General features: G+C 74.2%; 14 protein-coding genes. 7 read left to right on the top strand and 7 right to left on the bottom strand.

The features are described 5' to 3' along the window. Positions 1-12: 12 nt before the first annotated feature. Positions 13-1,827 (top strand): glycoside hydrolase family 3 protein, encoded by a 1,815-nt coding sequence (locus tag AC0693_RS06375; RefSeq protein ID WP_478801125.1) that lies wholly within the window; start codon positions 13-15, stop codon positions 1,825-1,827. A 64-nt stretch (positions 1,828-1,891) separates the two neighbouring features. Here the strand turns inward: AC0693_RS06375 and AC0693_RS06370 are convergent, their stop codons facing one another. The 5 genes from AC0693_RS06370 to speB form a co-directional block, all read right to left on the bottom strand. Next, a complete protein-coding gene (locus tag AC0693_RS06370) occupies positions 1,892-3,325 on the bottom strand; it encodes an aminopeptidase (RefSeq protein ID WP_478801124.1) in 1,434 nt (477 codons plus the stop codon). Positions 3,326-3,411: 86 nt separating this feature from the next. After that, on the bottom strand, positions 3,412-3,810 hold the full coding sequence (locus AC0693_RS06365) for a hypothetical protein (protein WP_478801123.1): 399 nt from the start codon (positions 3,808-3,810) through the stop codon (positions 3,412-3,414). Between the two features lie 111 nt (positions 3,811-3,921). Beyond that, a complete protein-coding gene (locus tag AC0693_RS06360) occupies positions 3,922-7,782 on the bottom strand; it encodes an ABC transporter ATP-binding protein (protein WP_478801122.1) in 3,861 nt (1,286 codons plus the stop codon). A 127-nt stretch (positions 7,783-7,909) separates the two neighbouring features. Continuing rightward, the gene (locus AC0693_RS06355; protein ID WP_478801121.1) at positions 7,910-9,595 is read right to left on the bottom strand and encodes a thiamine pyrophosphate-binding protein; all 1,686 of its coding nucleotides are present in this window, start codon (positions 9,593-9,595) and stop codon (positions 7,910-7,912) included. 38 nt (positions 9,596-9,633) lie between these two features. Then, a complete protein-coding gene (gene speB, locus AC0693_RS06350; protein ID WP_478801120.1) occupies positions 9,634-10,596 on the bottom strand; it encodes an agmatinase in 963 nt (320 codons plus the stop codon). Between the two features lie 127 nt (positions 10,597-10,723). On the opposite strand from speB, the gene AC0693_RS06345 reads away from it, so the two are divergent. The 6 genes from AC0693_RS06345 (at position 10,724) to AC0693_RS06320 (ending at position 16,940) form a co-directional block, all read left to right on the top strand. After that, positions 10,724-12,271 carry a PucR family transcriptional regulator gene (locus tag AC0693_RS06345; RefSeq protein ID WP_478801119.1) on the top strand — a complete coding sequence of 516 codons (1,548 nt, stop codon included), beginning with the start codon at positions 10,724-10,726 and terminating at the stop codon, positions 12,269-12,271. 180 nt (positions 12,272-12,451) lie between these two features. Beyond that, complete coding sequence (locus AC0693_RS06340) at positions 12,452-12,823, top strand: hypothetical protein (RefSeq protein WP_478739449.1); 372 nt, start codon at positions 12,452-12,454, stop codon at positions 12,821-12,823. Between the two features lie 120 nt (positions 12,824-12,943). Further along, the gene (locus AC0693_RS06335; protein WP_356404684.1) at positions 12,944-14,101 is read left to right on the top strand and encodes an acyl-CoA dehydrogenase family protein; all 1,158 of its coding nucleotides are present in this window, start codon (positions 12,944-12,946) and stop codon (positions 14,099-14,101) included. A gap of 27 nt (positions 14,102-14,128) precedes the next feature. After that, positions 14,129-15,007 carry an acyl-CoA thioesterase II gene (gene tesB, locus AC0693_RS06330; protein ID WP_469339629.1) on the top strand — a complete coding sequence of 293 codons (879 nt, stop codon included), beginning with the start codon at positions 14,129-14,131 and terminating at the stop codon, positions 15,005-15,007. 27 nt (positions 15,008-15,034) lie between these two features. After that, the gene (locus AC0693_RS06325; RefSeq protein ID WP_356404680.1) at positions 15,035-16,054 is read left to right on the top strand and encodes a cation diffusion facilitator family transporter; all 1,020 of its coding nucleotides are present in this window, start codon (positions 15,035-15,037) and stop codon (positions 16,052-16,054) included. A gap of 37 nt (positions 16,055-16,091) precedes the next feature. Next, the gene (locus AC0693_RS06320; protein ID WP_478801118.1) at positions 16,092-16,940 is read left to right on the top strand and encodes an SDR family NAD(P)-dependent oxidoreductase; all 849 of its coding nucleotides are present in this window, start codon (positions 16,092-16,094) and stop codon (positions 16,938-16,940) included. 37 nt (positions 16,941-16,977) lie between these two features. Here AC0693_RS06320 and AC0693_RS06315 read toward each other — a convergent pair whose 3' ends face one another. Both AC0693_RS06315 and AC0693_RS06310 read right to left on the bottom strand, forming a co-directional pair. Continuing rightward, complete coding sequence (locus tag AC0693_RS06315; protein WP_468463221.1) at positions 16,978-17,781, bottom strand: phosphatase; 804 nt, start codon at positions 17,779-17,781, stop codon at positions 16,978-16,980. Positions 17,782-17,861: 80 nt separating this feature from the next. Further along, positions 17,862-18,440, bottom strand: a complete 579-nt coding sequence (locus AC0693_RS06310; protein ID WP_356404674.1) for an SACE_7040 family transcriptional regulator — start codon at positions 18,438-18,440, stop codon at positions 17,862-17,864. Positions 18,441-18,495 lie beyond the last annotated feature (55 nt).

Genomic DNA, 18,495 nt, shown 5'->3' with positions numbered 1-18,495 from the left:
TAGCGTGCCCGCGTGCCGAACCACGCGTCCCGCCGCTCCCTGCTGTCCGCCGCCGCCGTGGCCGCCGTCGCCGCCGCCGGAGCCGCCGCTTCCGCGCTGCCCCGCCGGGCGCCGGGGGGCCCGTACCGCCGCGCTCCCGGTCCCGCGGCCGGAGAGGCCCCGGAGCGGCTGATGGCCCGGATGAGCCTGGAGGAGAAGGTCGGACAGCTCTTCGTCACCCGGATCTACGGGCACAGCGCGGCCGCGCCCGACCCGGCCGACGCGGACACCTTCCGGGCCGAGCTGGGCGTCCGCAGCGCCGCCGAACTGATCGCCCGTTACCATCCGGGCGGGGTCATCTACTTCGGCTGGGCGAACAACATCCGCTCCCCCCGGCAGGTCGCCGAGCTGTCGAACGAACTCCAGCGGACGGCCCGCGCGGAGGGCGCCGGGGTCCCGCTGCTGCTCTCCACCGACCAGGAGCACGGCGCCGTCAACCGGATCGGGAAGCCCGCGACCCAGCTGCCGGGGGCGATGGCGCTGGGCGCGGCCACGGGCGGCGGCGCCGAGGCCGCGGCCGACGGCGCACGGCGGGCCGCGCGGATCTCGGGCGCCGAGCTGGCCGCGATGGGCATCCGCCAGGACTACGCCCCGGTCGCCGACGTGAACGTGAACCCGGCCAACCCGGTGATCGGCGTACGGTCCTTCGGCGCGGACCCGCGGGCGGTCGCGGCGCTGGTGGCGGCCCAGGTGGGCGGCTACCAGAGCGCCGGGGTGGCGGCCACCGTCAAGCACTTCCCCGGGCACGGGGACACCGACACCGACAGCCACGTCGGGCTGCCGGTGATGCGGCACACCCGCGCCGAATGGGAGGAGTTGGACGAGCCGCCGTTCCGGGCCGCGATCGAGGCGGGCGTGGACGCGGTGATGACCGCGCACATCGTCTTCGCCGCGCTCGATCCCGCCGGGGACCCGGCGACGCTCTCGCGGCCCATCGTCACGGGCATCCTGCGCGAACGCCTGGGCTTCCGGGGCGTGGTGGTCACCGATTCGCTGGGGATGGCCGGGGTCCGCCAGACGTACGGGGACGACCGGGTGCCGGTCCTCGCGCTCCTGGCCGGGTGCGACCAGCTGCTCAACCCGCCGGACCTGGGGCTCGCGTACCGCAGTGTGCTGGCGGCGGTCCGCTCGGGCGAGCTCACCGAGCGGCGGATCGAGGAATCGGTCCTGCGGATCCTGGAACTGAAGGCGCGCCGGGGCCTGCTGGCGGACCCGCTGGTGGTACCGGCCCGGGTGGCGGCGACCGTCGGCACCCCGGAGCACCTGGCCGGGGCCGACGCGCTCGCCGCCGGGACCACGACCCTGCTGGCCAACACGGGGGGCCTGCTGCCGCTCGACCCGGTGCGTTACCCGAAGCTGCTGGTCACCGGCGCCGATCCGGCCTCGCCCACGGGGACCGGCGGGCCGCCGACGACCGTGCTGGCGCGCGAGCTGGGAGCGCTGGGCTTCACCACGACCGCGCTGCCGGGCGAGCGGGCGGTGGCCGCGGCCCCGGACCACGACGTGGCGCTGGTGTGCACCTACAACGTCCCGGAGGGCGACAGCGCCGCGCACGAGCTGGTGGCGGACCTGGTCGCGGCGGGGGCCCGGGTGGTCACGCTGGCCCTGCGCAACCCGTACGACCCGGCCCGGCTGCCACCGGTGGCGGCCGCGCTGGCGGCGTACTCCTGGACGGACGGGGAACTGCGCGCGGCCGCCCGGGTGATCGCGGGCGCGCACCGGCCGACGGGACGGCTCCCGGTGCCGGTGCCGGGGCGCTGGCCGCTCGGTCACGGGCTGACGTACTGAGGCGGGAAGCGACGCTGCCGCTCCCGTGGGCCCGGGGCCCACGGGAGCGGCAGCTTTCACCGGATCACGGCCGCAGCTGCGGCTCGCGCTCCAGGTCGCGCTTGTCCAGCAGGGCGTCGGCCCGGGCGAGCGGGGCCGCCTTGTTCGGATCGGCCTGCACGGCCGCCGGGGCGACTCCGGCCCACTGGAGGATCTTCGCGGTGGCGAGCTTGCGCTCGCCCTCCTGGAGCTTGGCCACGTTGGCGCCGTGGTTGGCTCCGGGGGCGATCATCACGTAGCTGTCGGTGACCCCGTAGCCGAGGTGGAACGGTTCGGCGCCCCACGGGTCGTTCTGGCCGTACACGAACAGCATCTGGTGGGCGTTGGTGCGCACCCAGTTGTCGACCTCGGCCATGACCCCGGGCTGGAAGCTCATGGGGATGTCGCGGGGCACGAAGTTGCGCGGCGGCTGGTAGCCGTAGCGGCTCAGGCCGGCCAGGTGCGGCTGCTTGATGTCGGGCGAACCGAGCTGGGTGCCCGCCTGGTAGTAGTACGGGGTGTAGGTCTGCAGGCCCTGGTCCGCGTAGGCGGAGAAGCCGGAGATCGCGTCCACCGTGTCCCAGATCTCCTGGTCGGAGGCGGTCGCGGCGGTCGGGATGCCCGCGCAGTCGGCCAGCAGGCTGTACTGCCAGAAGGCCCAGGTGTAGTCGAGGACGACCGCTTCGAAGGCCTTGTCGAGGGTGCCGACGGTGTTGAAGGTCCAGCCGTTCTCGGCGGCGGCGGCCGCGTACTTGGCCTCCAGCGGCTCCCGGCGCACCAGGGCCTCGCGCTGTACGGCGTTGAGCTTGTCGCGGCACTCCTTGGTGCCGACCTTGGTGAAGAACCGGTCGTAGGCCGAGTCCTCCTTGTTGACCACGTCGTTGGGGGCGACGTAGGCGACGACGCCGTCCATGTCGCGGGAGTAGTAGCGCTCGTAGTACGTCGCCGTCATGCCGCCCTTGCTGCCGCCCGTGGCCAGCCAGTTCTTGGTGTAGATCTTCTTGAGGGCGGTGAAGACGCGGTGCTGGTCACTGGCGGCCTGCCAGATGTCCAGCTTCGACCAGTTGGCCGGGTCGGGGCGGGACGGGGTGAAGAATCGATACTCCAGCGACACCTGGTTGCCGTCGACGATGGTCGTCGGCTCGCTGCGGCGCGGGCTGGTGTTGACGTTGTACCCGGAGGTGAAGAAGACCGTCGGGCGGAAGGTGTCCTTGTGCAGCAGGGTCAGCCGCTGCTTGAAGGCGCCCTTCCCCGGCTGCCGGTGGTCGATCGGCTGCTCATAGTTCAGTACGAAGAACCGGTAGCCGGGATACGGCTGTTCCTCGATGAGGGTCATCCCCGGAATCGCGAGGATCCGGTCCTTGATGTCCGTGGCGGCGGCCGGCCCGGCGGCGGTGGCCGCTTGAGCCGTCACGCCCGCCGCGCCCATGGTGCCGATGAGCACCACGAACGACAACAGCCATCTGAGCGCCTTGTGCATTCTCACCCTCCCCTTGAGTTCACTGCGGTACCGGTGAACCTAGCGGGGTCAACGCACGATCGAACAGGGGGCGTTGGGACTCCGTCTCAGCACAGGATCCAGCCGGAGCCGACCGCTTCCGACCCCACCCGCCCCCTTACATACACACAGCGGTTCACCGCGGGCACCGTGACGGGCCCGGCGAACCGGGTGAAAACGCCCGCGTCCCCGACCGGCACCCCACCGCGCGGCTGCACGCTCACCGCCATCCGCTGCCGCGCTCCCGGCCGCGCGGGCACGGTCACCGCGCACACCTGGGTACGGGTCCGGTACACCCGGATCTCGCCGGTCGTCAAGGGCGCCGTCCGCACCAGCTCACCGGGGCAGTTCCCGGTCGCCGCCCCGGCGGCGGGCGCCGCCAGCAGCGTGCCGGACGCGAGGAGCAGCCCCGCCCCGGCCGCCCCCAGGGCCCTGGCCGTCCGGCCCGTCCCCCGCCATCCGAACATCTTCGCCCCCCTCGGTCGTCCGTACGCGTACGCACCCGTACGACGCACGGACCCCCCGGAAGGTTGCAGGGGCAACCTGCTCCGGGGGGCCGTGGCGGGCCGGGCCGCCGGTCAGGCGGCGGCGCGCTCGTCCTCGCCGACGAAGGTCCGCCACAGGCGCGCGTACCGGCCTTCCTGGGCCAGCAGTTCGGCGTGGGTGCCGTCCTCCACGACCCGGCCGCGGTCCATCACCACGACCCGGTCGGCGCGCGCGGCGGTGGTCAGCCGGTGCGCCACCACCAGGGTGGTGCGCTTGCCCGCGAGCCGGTCGGTGGCCTGGTTGACCAGGCCCTCGGTGGCCAGGTCGAGCGCGGCGGTGGCCTCGTCGAGCAACAGGACGTCGGGGTCGACGAGTTCCGCCCGGGCCAGGGCGATCAGCTGGCGCTGGCCCGCGGAGAGGTTGCGGCCGCGCTCGGCCACGGTGTGCAGGTAGCCGCCGTCCAGGGTGGCGATCATGTCGTGCGCGCCGACGGCCCGGGCGGCCCCCTCCACCTCGGCGTCGGTGGCGGCGGGGCGCCCGTAGGCGATGGCGTCGCGCACGGTCCCCGGGAAGAGGTACGGCTCCTGCGGGACCACGCCGAGCCGGTGGCGGTACGCCGTCAGGTCGAGGTCGCGCAGGTCGGTGCCGTCGGCGGTGACCCGGCCCGAGGTGGGGTCGTAGAACCGGGCGACCAGCTTGACCAGGGTGGACTTGCCCGCTCCGGTCTCGCCGACGAAGGCGACGGTCTGGCCCGCGGGGATCCGCAGGCTGATGCCGCCGAGGGCGTCGCCCTTGGCGCCGCGCTCCTCGGCCGTCCCGTACTGGAAGCGGACGTCCTCGAAGGCGATCTCGCCCCGCAGGGCGGGCACCTCGCGCGGCTCGGCGGGCAGCGGGGTGGTGGTGGGCTCGCGCAGCAGCCCCTGGATCCGGCCGAGCGAGACGGTGGCCTGCTGGTAGCCGTCGAAGACCTGGGAGAGCTGCTGGACGGGGGCGAAGAACAGGTCGATGTAGAGCAGGTACGCGACCAGCGCGCCGGTGGTCAGCGTGCCCGCCTCGACCCGGCCCGCGCCGACGATGAGCACGGCGGCAGCGGCGACCGAGGACAGCAGCTGGACGAAGGGGAAGTAGACCGAGATCAGCCACTGGCCGCGGACCCGGGCCTCGCGGTAGGAGTGGCTGCGCTCCGCGAAGCGGGCGGCGCCGACGCCCTCGCGGCGGAAGGCCTGCACGATGCGCAGCCCCGACACGGACTCCTGGAGGTCGGCGTTGACCAGGCCGACCCGGTCGCGGGCGAGCTCGTACGCCGCCACCGACTTGCGGCGGAAGACGATCGTGCCGATCACCAGGAGCGGCAGCGTGGCGAAGACGATCAGGGCCAGTTCGACGTCGAGGACGAGCAGCGCGACGAGGATCCCGAGGAAGGTGAAGACGGAGACGACGGCGGTGACCAGGCCGGTCTGCAGGAAGCTGGACAGGGCGTCCACGTCCGTGGTCATCCGGGTCATGATCTTGCCGGTCAGTTCGCGCTCGTAGTAGTCGAGGCCGAGCCGCTGGAGCTGCGCGAAGATCTTGACGCGCAGGGCGTACAGCACCCGCTCGCCGGTCCGCCCGGTCATCCGGGTCTCGGCGAACTGCGCGGCCCACTGGGTGAGGACCACCGCCAGCGCCAGCCCCGCGGCCACCCACACGGCGCCGAGCGCGAGCCGCTCGACGCCCCGGTCGATGCCGTGCCGGATCAGGATCGGCAGCAGCAGACCGGCGCCCGCGTCCAGGGCGACCAGGGCGAGGCTGATGGCCAGCGGCGCCCAGAAGCCGCGCAGCAGGTGGCGCACGCCGTAGCTGGTCTCGGCGGACGCGGCGCGGGCCTCGTCCACCTCCGGGGTGTCGTCGGCGGGCGGCAGTGCGGCCACCTGGGCGAGCAGCTCGGGGGTGGCGGGCATCCCGGCGACGGCTCCGGCCATGGAATGACCCGCCCCGGGCGCGCCGGCGGTGACGGCCGCGCCAGGAGCCGGGGCCTTGGCGGCGTCCGTGTCCTCCTGGCGCCGCCACAGCTCGGGGGTGACGCCGTCGGCGACCCGGCGCTTGGCGCCGACCTGCTCGGAGTCGATCTCCGCTTCGAGTTCCAGGTCCCGTTCGAGATCGCGCTCCAGATCCCGTTCGAGGCCCGCGATGACGGCGGCCGGCGCCTCGTCCGCCCGCGGCGATCCGGCGCCGAGCGCGTCGGGGTCGGTCAGCAGCCGCCGGTAGAGCGCGGACCTGCCCTCCAGCTCCTCGTGCGTGCCGACGTCCGAGAGCCGCCCCTGGTCGAGTACGGCGATCCGGTCGGCGAGGGCGAGGGTGGAGCGTCGGTGGGCGATGAGCAGGGTGGTGCGGCCGGCCATCACGGAGCGCAGCGCCTCGTGGATCTCGTGCTCGACGCGCGCGTCGACGGCCGAGGTGGCGTCGTCGAGGAGGAGCAGCCGGGGGTCGGTGAGGATGGCGCGGGCGAGCGCGATGCGCTGGCGCTGGCCGCCGGACAGGGTCAGGCCCTGCTCGCCGACCTTGGTGTCGTAGCCGGCGGGCAGGTCCCTGATGAAGCCGTCGGCCTGGGCGGCGCGGGCGGCGGCCTCGACCTGCTCGTCGGTGGCGCCGGGGTGCCCGTAGGCGATGTTGGAGCGGATCGTGTCGGAGAAGAGGAACGAGTCCTCCGGGACGAGTCCGATCGCGGCGCGCAGCGAGTCGTAGGTCAGCTCGCGCACGTCGTGCCCGCCGACGCGGACGGCGCCGCGGTCGGCGTCGTAGAAGCGGGGCAGGAGCAGCGAGACGGTGGACTTGCCGCTGCCGGAGGAGCCGACGACGGCGACGGTCTCGCCGGCCGCGACGGAGAGGGAGAACCCGTCGAGCACCGGCCGGTCCGGGTCGTACCCGAAGGCCACGTCGTCGAACTCGACGGTCGCGGGCGCGTCGGCGGGCAGCGCGTGGGAGCCGTCCCGGATGACGGGTTCGGTGTCGATGAGTTCCAGCACCCGCTCGACGCCGGCCCGGGCCTGCTGGCCGACGGTCAGCACCATCGCGAGCATCCGGACGGGTCCGACGAGCTGGGCGAGGTAGGTGGAGAAGGCCACGAAGGTGCCGAGGGTGACCTCGCCCTTGGTCGCCATCCAGCCGCCCAGGGCCAGGATCGCGACCTGTCCGAGGGCGGGTACGGCCTGGAGCGCGGGGGTGTAGCGCGAGTTCAGCCGGATGGTGCGCATCCGCCCGGCGAACAGCCGCCGCCCGGCCTCGCGGAGCTTGCCGGTCTCCTGCTCCTCCTGGCCGAAGCCCTTCACCACGCGGACGCCGGTCACGGCGCCGTCGACGACGGTGGCGACGGCGGCGGCCTGGGCCTGGGCGTACCAGGTGGCCGGGAAGAGCCGCTTGCGGCTGAGCTTCGCGATGAACCACAGGGCCGGGGCCATCAGCACGGCGACCAGGGTCAGCAGCGGGGAGAGCCACAGCATGATGGCCAGGGATATCCCGAAGAGCAGGAAGTTCCCGATGGTCATGGGGAGCATGAACAGCAGCCCCTGGATGAGCTGCAGGTCACTGGTGGCCCGGCCGACGACCTGGCCGGTGGACAGCTCGTCCTGGCGGCGCCCGTCGAGGCGGGTGATGGTCGCGAACATGTCGGTGCGCAGGTCGTGCTGCACGTCGAGGGCGAGGCGTCCGCCGTAGTACCTGCGGACGTAGGTCAGCACGTACACGAGGAGCGCCGCGCCTATGAGCGTCCCGGCCCAGGGGGCCATGGGCCTGCTCTTGTCCCCGATCACGTCGTCGATGATCACCTTGGTGACCAGCGGCACGAGCGCCATGACGGCCATGCCGCCGAGCGAGGAGCCGAGCGCCAGCAGCACATTGGCCTTGTAGCGCCAGGTGTACCCGGTCAGCCGCCTGCCCCAGCCCTCGGCCTTCCCCTGTTTCTCCGCCGCCGCCACGTGGTGCCTCCCCGTCCGTCCTGCCTGCCCTGCCGGAAGCCCCAACGCCGCGACCGGTCGTTTTCATCCCGCCGCAACAATCGAACGCCGTTGCGGAGCGGTTCGGGGCGGGCCCGGGCGGCCGCCGTCAGAGGTGGGTCGGGGCGAACATCTTCAAGGTCGCGGGGAGCACGAGGACCGAGGGGCCCGGGGTGGCGAGGGACGCCGCCAGGTCCGCGCGCAGGGATTGCGGGGTGGTGGTGGACGCCGGGACGCCGAAGGACCCGGCCAGGGCGACGAAGTCGGGGCGGGCGAGGTCCGTACCCGTGGTGCGGCCGTCGAAGGACAGGTGCATGTACTCGCGCAGGATGCCGTAGCCGCCGTCGTCCACGATCAGCCAGGTCACGTCCAGGTCGTGCTGGCGGGCGGTGGCCAGCTCCGCGAGGGAGTACATCGCGCCGCCGTCGCCCGAGACGGCCAGCACCGGGGTGCCCGGTTCGGCGGCGCAGGCGCCGAGGGCGGCGGGGAAGGCGTAGCCGAGGCCGCCCGCGCCCTGGGCCGAGTGCATGGTGTTGGGGTGCTCGGGGTCGAAGGCGGACCAGGCCCAGTAGGACAGGATCGTCATGTCCCAGAACGACGGCGAGCGGGGCGGCAGGGCCGACCTGATGGAGGCCAGGAGCTGCTGCTCCAGGGTGACGTCCTGACCCGCCAGGCGCTCCGCGACCGCCGCGAGGACGGCGCGTACGCGCTCGGGCGCGCCCGGGTCCGGGCGCTCGGCCACCGTCTCCAGCAGGGCCTGGAGGGCGAGGCGCGCGTCCGCGTGGATGCCGAGCCCGGGGTGGTTCGACTCCAGCTTGCCGAGGTCGGCCTCGATCTGGACGACCCGGCCCTCCGGGAAGAACGTGTGGTAGTTCGAGGAGAGTTCCCCGAGGCCCGAGCCGACCACCAGCAGGACGTCCGCGTCCTCCAGGAAGTCCGTCATGTGGCGGTCCTCCAGCCAGGACTGGAGCGAGAGCGGGTGGGTCCAGGGGAAGGCGCCCTTGCCGCCGAAGGTGGTGACCACGGGCGCGTTCAGGCGTTCCGCGAGCTGCTTCAGCTTGCCCGCCGCGTCCGAACGGATCACTCCGCCGCCCGCGATGATCACGGGGCGCTCGGCGTTCTCCAGCCAGTGCGCGGCCAGGGCGGTGAGCTCGGGGCGCGGGGCCGGCTCGTGCGGGGCAGCGTCCATGGCGGTGACCCGGGGGACGAGGGTTTCCGCGCGCAGGACGTCTTCCGGGATCTCGACCCAGACCGGGCCGTGCGGGGCCGTCAGCGCCGATTCCCAGGCCTCGGCGATGACCGAGGGGATCTGTGAGGGGGCGCGGGCGATGTGGACGGACTTGACCACGTCCCGGAAGGAGGCCGCCTGGTCCCGCAGCTCGTGCAGGTGTCCGCGCCGGCCGCCTCCCAGTCCCGGGGTCGGGACCTGGGAGGCGATGGCCAGGACGGGGGCGGATGCCGCGGCCGCCTCGGCGAGGGCGGGCAGGGCCATCAGCGCGCCGGGACCGGTGGAGAGGAGGAGGGGGACCGCCTCGCCGGTCATCCGGCCGTACGCGTCGGCCGCGAAGGCCGCGTTGTTCTCCGTACGGAGGCCGATCAGGCGGAGGTCCGAGCGGCCGACCGCGTCGAAGAGGCCGAGGGCGTGCTGGCCCGGCAGGCCGAAGACGGTGGTCGCGCCGAGCGAGCGCAGCGTCTCCACGACCAGGTCCCCGCCCGTGCGCCCCGGCGGCGGCGCCAGGGCGGCCGCCGTCTGGGCGGGGGTCGGACGGAGTACCAGGTCGTGGTCGTGCGTCACGTCGTGCGTGCCCTTCGGCTCTGTCCCCGGCGCGCCGCTCAGCCCTGACGTGCCGCGGAGATCTGGCGGCTCATGATCGTGGTCAGCTCGTAGGCGGTGTGCGAGGCCGCGACCGAGGTGATCTCCGCGTGATCGTACGCCGGGGCCACCTCGACCACGTCGGCGGAAACGAGGTTGCAGGACGACAGGCCGCGGATGATCTCCAGCAGCTCGCGGGAGGTCATGCCGCCCGCCTCCGGGGTGCCGGTGCCGGGCGCGTGGGCCGGGTCCAGCACGTCGATGTCGATCGAGATGTAGAGCGGGCGGTCGCCGATGCGCTGGCGCAGCTGGTCGGCGACCTCGTCGGCGCCGCGCCGGTAGACGTCCGCCGAGGTGACGATGCCGAAGCCCATCTTGGCGTCGTCGTCCAGGTCCTGCTTGCCGTAGAGCGGGCCGCGGGTGCCGACGTGCGAGAGCGCCTCGGTGTCGAGGATGCCCTCCTCGACGGCCCGGCGGAACGGCGTGCCGTGCGTGTACTCGGCGCCGAAGTAGGTGTCCCAGGTGTCCAGGTGGGCGTCGAAGTGGAGCAGGGCGACCGGGCCGTGCTTCTTGGCCACCGAGCGCAGCAGCGGCAGCGCGATGGTGTGGTCGCCGCCGAGGGTCATCAGGCGCGAGCCCGTGCCGAGCAGCGCGTCGGCGGCGGCCTCGACCTGGTCGACGGCCTCGTTGATGTTGAAGGGGTTCACGGCGATGTCACCGGCGTCCGCGACCTGCGCGAGGGCGAAGGGGGAGGCGTCCTGGGCCGGGTTGTACGGGCGCAGCAGGCGGGAAGCCTCGCGGATGGCGTTGCCGCCGAAGCGGGCGCCGGGGCGGTAGGAGACACCGGAGTCGAAGGGCACGCCGACGACGGCGACGTCCGCCGAGCCGACCTCGTCCAGGCGGGGCAGCCGGGCGAAGGTCGCGGGGCCCGCGTAGCGCGGGATGCGGGAGGAGTCGACGGGGCCGCGCGGCTGCGTGCTCATGAGGGGTGCCCTTCCGGAGGTCCTACGGGGTTGGTGCGGGTGCGGTGCTTCGAGCGTAAGCGGACACCAGGGGCGGGCGAAGTGTACGTTTCATCCACCGCGTGTCCCCGATGTGTACGGAGTATCCATGGAGGCGGTCCCCGCACCCGCTGCCCCGTCCGCTCCCCCGCCCACCCCGCCGGTCGCGCTCTCCGCGCTGCTGCGCGACCGGGAGCTGGGGCTGCGGCACCTCGCGGGGCCGGCCGAGGCCGCGGTGCACGGCGTGCACGCCTCCGAGATGGCGGACCCCTCCCCCTACCTGCTGGGCGGCGAGCTGCTGCTGAGCGCGGGCGCGGCCGCGGCCCAGGACGCGGAGCGGTACGTCGCCCGGCTCGCCGGAGCCGGTGTCGCGGCGCTCGGCTTCGGCGTGGCGCCCCTGCACGAGGAGGTGCCGCCGGGGCTGGCCGAGGCGTGCGAACGGGCCGGCCTGCCGCTGCTGGAGGTGCCGCCCGGCACCCCCTTCAGCGCGGTCGCCCGGGCGGTCTGGCGGCTGATGGCGGAGGCCCGTACCCGGGAGCTGCGCCGGGTCACCGAGGCCCAGCAGTCCCTGGCGGCCGCGGCGGCCCGCCCCGATCCGGTCCCGGCGGTGCTGCGGCGCCTCGCGGCCGCGCTGGGCGGGCGGGTCGAGCTGGCGCCGGACGGCCGCTCCGCGGGCGCGGCGCCGCCCGCGGCGGCCGCCGGGGCGCTGGCCGCGCTGCTGGAGCGGGTCGGCCGGCCCGGTGGCCCGGCGACGGCCACCGCCGAAGCCGCGGGCTGGCAGCTGGCGGCCTACGCCCTGACCCGCCGCCCGGAGCAGGCGGCCGCCCCGGCCCGCGCCGAGGCGCCCCGCCCCCCGGCCGCCCCGCAGCAGCCGCACGCCGACTCCCCCGCCGCCGCGCCGGAAGCCCCGGACCGGGCCCCCGCCGCGCCCGGGGCCGGGGGGCACGCAAGCGCGCGGGCCCTCGGGACCGCCACGCCGGTCCGCGCCCCCGGGGACCACACCATCGCCTCGGTGGCCGCCGTCCTGCTCGCCCTGCTGACCGCGCACCGGCCCGGCGGCGACGAGGCCACCGCCCTGACCCGGCTGCTGCTCGACGGGGATCCGGCCGAGGCGCTGGGACCGGGGCCCTGGTACGCCGTCCACGCGCGCGGGGCCGGGGATCCGCGGGCCCTGGCGGCCGCGCTGGGCACCGTACTGCTCGACCCGCGCGAGTCCGCGGGAGTGCGCCTGCTCACCGACCGGGACCCGGACCCGCAATCCGGATGGCGCCTCGGCGTCGCGGCGCCCGCGGGCCCCGCGGAGCTGCGCGGGGCCGCCGCCCAGGCCCGGCGGGCCCTGGAGCGCGCGGAGGCCGCCCGCATCCCGCTGGCCCGGCACACCCCGGGCGGCATCGGCGCGCTGCTCGATCCGGCGGAGGCCCGCGCGCACGCCGAGGCGCTGCTCGCCCCGCTGAACCCGGCCCACGCGGACACCCTGCGCGTCTGGCTGGCCCACCACGGCAGCTGGGACCGCAGCGCGGCCGCCCTCGGGGTCCACCGCAACACCGTCCGCCAGCGCATCGCCCGCTGCGCGGCCCTGCTGGCCCTCGACCTGGACGACCCGGACACCCGGATGGAGCTGTGGTTCGCGCTGCGGCACACCGCACCGGGCGGCTGACCGGGTCCGCCCACGGGGCCCGGAGGCGACAAGCGGGGCGGCAGGGGCGAGGCTGGGCACATGAGCCGAGCGGAGGACAGCACCCCGCAGCCGGGGGGATGGGAACGGCGCCCGCCCCCGGGCGGCCCTCCCCCGGGGGCGCCTCCGCATGCGCCGCGCAGGCGGCGGCGGTGGCCGTGGGTGCTGCTCGGGGTGCTCCTGCTGCTGGTCGGCGGGTGCGCGGCCCTCTTCGCCGTCTTTGCCCACGAGGTGTCGCAGGAGGCCGGGCGGACCGCCCGTGTCCGTTACGCGGCGACCGGCCAGGCCACGGGCGTGACCATCACCTACTCCGGCTGGCGCAACGGGAACGTGTCCACGAGCCAGATCGGCGACCGGAGCCTGCCGTGGTCGAAGGAGATCACCACGAAGGGCTTCGTCAAGGGCGGCTCCCTCGTCGTCACGCTGGGCGCCGACGGCGGCGCGGCCACCTGCTCCGTGACCGTGGACGACGCCCCGCCGGTCACGGCGACCGCGCTCGGCCCCTTCTCCTCGGCGGTGTGCAGTGGTTTCTAGCCGCGGGCGTCGTGGTGCGTGCCCGGCGTCACTCTGGACAGCAGGGACAACTCACCGGTAACTTAATCTGAGCAAGCGCTTAGATTGGGCGGCTGACTGCCGCGACGAAGGGAGTCGGCCGTGCGCCGTACGGTGTTCAACGAGGACCACGAGGCGTTCCGCGAGACCATCCGCGCCTTCATCGAGGCCGAGGTCGTCCCCGTCTACGACGAGTGGTTCCAGGCCGGCCAGGCTCCGCGCGAGTTCTACTACAAGCTCGGCGAGCTGGGCGTCTTCGGCATCAACGTGCCGGAAGAGTTCGGCGGCGCGGGCCTGGACACGCACAAGTTCGAGGCCGTCCTCTACGAGGAGACCTCGCGCGCCGGCGTGAACTTCGGCGGCTCCGGCGTGCACGTGCTGCTCGCCCTCCCCTACATCAAGATGCTCGCCAACGACGAGCAGAAGAAGCGCTACCTGGAGAAGTTCGTCACCGGCGAGGAGATGTGGGCCCTCGCGATGACCGAGCCGGGCACCGGCTCCGACGTCGCGGGCATGAAGACCTCCGCCAAGCTCTCCGAGGACGGCACGCACTACGTCCTCAACGGCGCCAAGACCTTCATCACCGGCGGCGTGCACGCCGACCGCGTGATCGTCTGCGCCCGCACCTCCGCCCCCTCGGCCGAGGACCGCCGCTTCGGCATCTCCCTCTTCGCCGTGGACACCAAGTCCGAGGGCTACTCGGTCGGCCGCAAGCTGGACAAGCTGGGCCTGCGCACCTCCGACACCGCCGAGCTGGCGTTCGTCGACGTGAAGGTGCCGGTCGAGGACCTGCTCGGCGAGGAGAACAAGGGCTTCTACTACCTCGGCGCCAACCTGCCCTCGGAGCGCTGGGGCATCGCCTTCGGCGCGTACGCCCAGGCCAAGGCCGCCGTCCGGTTCGCCCAGCAGTACGTGACCGACCGCACCGTCTTCGGCAAGCCGGTCGCGCACTTCCAGAACACCAAGTTCGAACTCGCCTCCTGCCAGGCCGAGGTGGACGCCGCCGAGGCCGTCGCCGACCGCGCCCTGGAGGCCCTGGACGCCGGTGAGCTGACCGCCGCCGAGGCCGCGTCCGCGAAGCTGTTCTGCACCGAGGTCGCGCACCGCGTCATCGACAAGTGCCTCCAGCTGCACGGCGGCTACGGCTACATGAACGAGTACCCGATCGCCCGCCTGTACGCCGACAACCGCGTGAACCGCATCTACGGCGGCACCAGCGAGGTCATGAAGTCCATCATCGCCAAGTCGATGGGCCTGTAAGGGACGTACGGCGCACAGCCTTCCACGGTGAACGACGCACTGACGACGCTCCTCGATCTGCTCGACCTGGAGCAGATCGAGGAGAACATCTTCCGCGGTACCAGCCGTTCGGCGCTGGTACCGCGCGTCTTCGGCGGTCAGGTCGCGGCCCAGGCCCTGGTCGCGGCCGGCCGTACCGTGCCCGAGGACCGCACGGCGCACTCGCTGCACTCGTACTTCCTGCGCGCCGGTGACCCCGGCGCGCCCATCGTCTACTCCGTCGACCGGATCCGCGACGGGCGCTCCTTCACCACGCGCCGGGTCGTCGCCGTCCAGCACGGGCAGCCGATCTTCCACCTCTCGGCGTCCTTCCAGACCGCCGAGGAGGGCCTGGACCACCAGGCCGCGATGCCGGACGCGCCCGATCCGGAGACCCTGCCGACGGCCGCCGAGTCCCTCCCGCGCTACCGGGACGTCTTCCGCGACCCGGGCACGGTGGAGCGGCTGATCGAGGCGCGGGGCGCGGTGGACCTGCGGTACGCGACGACCCCGCCGTGGGGCAGCGTCGGCGAGCCGGTCGAACCGCGCTCGCAGGTGTGGTTCCGGACGGCGGGCAAGCTGGAGAGCGACGACCCCCTGCTGCACACCTGCCTGGCCACCTACGTCTCGGACATGACCCTGCTCGACTCGGTGCTGCTCGCGCACGGCCGGGGCGGCTGGGCGGTCGGAGACGTCGTCGGCGCCTCGCTGGACCACGCGATGTGGTTCCACCGGCCGTTCCGCGCGGACGAGTGGCTGCTGTACGACCAGGAGTCCCCCTCCTCGGCCGCCGGCCGGGGCCTGGGCCAGGCCAGGATCTGGACCCGCGACGGGCGGCTCGCCGTCACCGTCATCCAGGAGGGCGTGGTGCGCGTCCCGCGCGCGTAGCGGGGGCGGCGCTTGTACCGTCGGCTCATGTCGAGCAGCGAGCACGAGGGCCCCGGCCACGCGGGCCGCGGCGACGAGCGCGCCGGCGGCGAGAGCGTCGGCACGGTCCTCGTCGCGGTGGTCACCAACCTGGGCATCGCCGCCGCGAAGGCGGTGGGCGGGATCGTCAGCGGCTCCAGCGCCATGCTGTCAGAGGCCGCGCACTCGGTGGCCGACACGGTGACCGAGGTGCTGCTGCTGGCCTCGCTGAAGCGCAGCGCGAGACCGGCGGACGAGGCCCATCCGCTGGGTTACGGACCGGAGCGCTACATCTGGGCGCTACTGGCCTCGATCGCCACCTTCGTCGGCGGCGCGGTGTTCGCGGTGTACGACGGCATCCACACGCTGGTGCACGGCGAGGACCCGGGGAACCCGGCGCTGTCGTACGTCATCCTCGGCGTCGCGTTCCTGCTGGAGGGCTACTCGCTGCTGGTCGCCTGGCGCCAGGTGACGGGCGAGGCGGCCCGGATGCGGGCGCCGCTCGGCCTATACGTGAAGCACACGCCCGACACCGCGGTGAAGGCGGTCCTGCTGGAGAACGTGGCCGCGCTGATCGGGCTCGTCCTGGCCGCGGGCGGCCTGCTGGGCGCGCAGCTGACCGGGTCCGGGGCGTACGACGGGATCGCGTCGCTGCTGATCGGACTGCTGCTGGTCGCGGTGGCGTGGGAGCTGGGCCGCTCGAACGCCCAGTACCTGATCGGCCGCCCGCTGCCGGCGCCGATGCGGGCCGAGGTCCGCGAGGAGCTGCTGTCCGTGCCGCACATCGAGGGGGTCCTGGAACTCACCACGCTGGTGCAGGGGCCGGACGAGGTGCTGATCGCGGCGAAGATCGACTTCCACGACCTGGCATCGGCCCGCCAGGTGGAGGCGGCGTGCGAGGACGCGGAGGCGCAGCTGCGCGAGCGCTGGCCGGCGGTCCGCCGCGTGTACCTGGACCCGACCCCCACCCCGGGGCGGACGCCGACGCCGGCCCCGGCCGCTCCGCCCGCCCCCGCGGACGGGCCCTGAGCCCGGCCCCGACCGTTCCCGTCCCCAGGAGAGCCCCATGACCCGCAAGACCGTCCTCATCACCGGCACCTCCTCCGGCATCGGCCTGGCCGCCGCGGTCGGGGCCGCCCGGGCGGGCTGGCACACCGTCGCGACGATGCGCGACACGGGCCGGGCCGACGCCCTGCGCCGGGCGGCCGAGGAGGCGGGCGTGTCCGGCCTCGTGGAGGTCGCGCGCCTCGACGTCACCGACGCGGCCTCGGTCGCGGAGTGCGTGGCCGGGGTGGTCGCCGGACACGGCCGGCTCGACGCGGTCGTGAACAACGCGGGCGCCGGGTTCGCCGGCACCGTCGAGCAGCAGGGCATGGGACCGGTCCGCGCCGCGATGGAGGTCAACTACTTCGGCGTCGTGGAGGTCACCCTCGCGGCGCTGCCCCACCTGCGGGCGTCGGGCGGCCGGATCATCACGGTGACGAGCGTCGGCGGGGTGGTCGGCCAGCCCTTCAACGAGGCCTACTGCGCCGCCAAGTTCGCCGTGGAGGGCTTCATGGAGTCACTCGCCCCGGTCGCGGCGAGCGTCGGCGTCCTGGTATCGGTGGTCGAACCGGGCGCCGTCACCAGCGAGTTCGTGGCGAGCCAGCGGCTCGACGTCCCCGCGATGGTGGAGGCGGCCGGTCCCTACGGCGGCGCGCTGCGGGCGTACGTCGAGCACGCGATGTCCTCGTACGGGGCGGACACCTCGCAGACCTCCGCCGAGGCGGCCGGACCCGTCGTCGCCCTGCTGGACGCGCCCCAGGTGCCGCTGCGGGTCCAGACCTCGCCGTGGGCCCGGGACTTCGTCGCGGCGAAGCTGGCCGACCTCGACGGCTCGGCCGTCCAGGCCGTCACGACCGGCTGGCTCCGCTGAGCGGCGGAGGCGGCCGGGGCCCGCTGCGCCGCGCGGGTCAGCCGGACAGGCCCGCCGCGTCCAGCAGGTACGCCACCAGCGGGTCGTAGTGCCGCGGGTCCCGCACGTGGTCGTCCAGCGGCACCGCCACCTGGAGGGTCCCCTCGGCCTCGCCGAGGAAGAGCGCCGGGTCGTTGCAGTCGGCGTACCCGACCGCGTCCAGGCCCCGCTGGGCCGCGCACCCGGCCCACCCGTGGTCCGCGACGACCAGGTCCGGCAGCGGCCGCCCCTCGGCGGCCAGGGCGTCCAGGATCGCGGCCATCGGGTTCGGCGAATGGGTGTGCCACAGGGTCGCCCCGCGCTCCAGCACCGCCACGTCCGCGAACTGCCACACGGAGCCCTCGTCGGCCATGAGCCCGGCCGGGATCACCACGATCTCGCAGCCGGCCGCCCGCAGGGCCGCCGCGGTGGCGCGGTGCACGTCGAGCAGGCCGCCCGGGTGACCGGTCGCGAACAGCACGCGCTGCTGGTCCAGGGCCGCCTTGCGCAGCCGGGCCGCCATCCGGTCGAGGGCGTCCAGGGTCAGCTCGGGGTCGATGGTGTCCTGGCCGTACAGCTGCGCGGGGTCGTCGACGACCCCGCAGCGCTCCGCCATCACGGCGAGGACGTCCTGTTCGTCCGTCCAGCGGTCGCCCAGTTCCAGGCCCAGCCAGTAGTGGCGGTCGCCGTTGGCGAGCTTGCGGTAGTGGGAGAGGTTGTTCTCGCGCGGCGTGGCGACCTGTCCCGCGATCCGGGTGCGGACCAGGTGATCGACGAGTTCGGCGCGGCTGGGTACGGACGTCTCTATCGGCATGGGGGCCATTCTGCCGCCGGAGGACCGGACGCGTCCGTTCCGTCCCGGTCGGCGGACCCCGCGGACCGGCTTCCCGCCGCGGCCCCACCTCACCCCGACAGCGCCCCGAACGCCCCGTGCGCCACCCGGCGCAGCAGCGACTCGGTGGCCTCACGGCCCAGCGGTCCCAGGTGCGGGGTCGAGTTCAGCAGGCCGAAGACGGCGTGGACGCAGATGCGCACCTCCGCCTGCGGCACCAGCGGGTGCAGCTCCCGCACGACCTCGACCCACAGCTCCACGTACTGGCGCTGGAGCTGGCGCACCAGCTTGCGGTCGGCGTCCCGCAGCCGGTCGAGCTCGCGGTCGTGGACGGTGATCAGCGCCCGGTCGTCGAGCGCGAAGTCGATGTGCCCGTCGATCAGCGAGGCCAGGACGGAGGCGGGGTCCCCGGCGGCCTCGGCCACCCGGTGGCGGCCGCCGGTCAGCAGCCGCTCGCTGATCCCGACGAGCAGCTCGGCGAGCATCGCGTCCTTGCCCGCGAAGTGGCGGTACAGGCCGGGGCCGCTGATGCCCACCGCGGCCCCTATCTCATCCACGCCGACCCCGTGGAAACCACGCTCGGCGAAGAGACGAGCGGCCTCGTTGAGGATCTGCTCGCGACGGGTGGGGACGGCCGCTCCGGTGTTCATGGGAATCCATTCTAGACAGGGCCGTTAGCGGTCGTTAACCTATGGCGCGTAAGGC

This window comes from Streptomyces sp. NPDC043876 (assembly GCF_056435825.1).
This window is presented reverse-complemented; position numbering and strand designations above follow the sequence as displayed.

Excerpts from the sequence above, each read along its gene's own strand:
- AC0693_RS06370 (WP_478801124.1), bottom strand. The coding sequence starts at position 3,325 with ATGCACAAGGCGCTCAGATGGCTGTTGTCGTTCGTGGTGCTCATCGGC.
- AC0693_RS06365 (WP_478801123.1), bottom strand. The coding sequence starts at position 3,810 with ATGTTCGGATGGCGGGGGACGGGCCGGACGGCCAGGGCCCTGGGGGCG.
- speB (WP_478801120.1), bottom strand. The coding sequence starts at position 10,596 with ATGAGCACGCAGCCGCGCGGCCCCGTCGACTCCTCCCGCATCCCGCGC.
- AC0693_RS06345 (WP_478801119.1), top strand. The coding sequence starts at position 10,724 with ATGGAGGCGGTCCCCGCACCCGCTGCCCCGTCCGCTCCCCCGCCCACC.
- AC0693_RS06325 (WP_356404680.1), top strand. The coding sequence starts at position 15,035 with ATGTCGAGCAGCGAGCACGAGGGCCCCGGCCACGCGGGCCGCGGCGAC.
- AC0693_RS06320 (WP_478801118.1), top strand. The coding sequence starts at position 16,092 with ATGACCCGCAAGACCGTCCTCATCACCGGCACCTCCTCCGGCATCGGC.
- AC0693_RS06315 (WP_468463221.1), bottom strand. The coding sequence starts at position 17,781 with ATGGCCCCCATGCCGATAGAGACGTCCGTACCCAGCCGCGCCGAACTC.
- AC0693_RS06310 (WP_356404674.1), bottom strand. The coding sequence starts at position 18,440 with ATGAACACCGGAGCGGCCGTCCCCACCCGTCGCGAGCAGATCCTCAAC.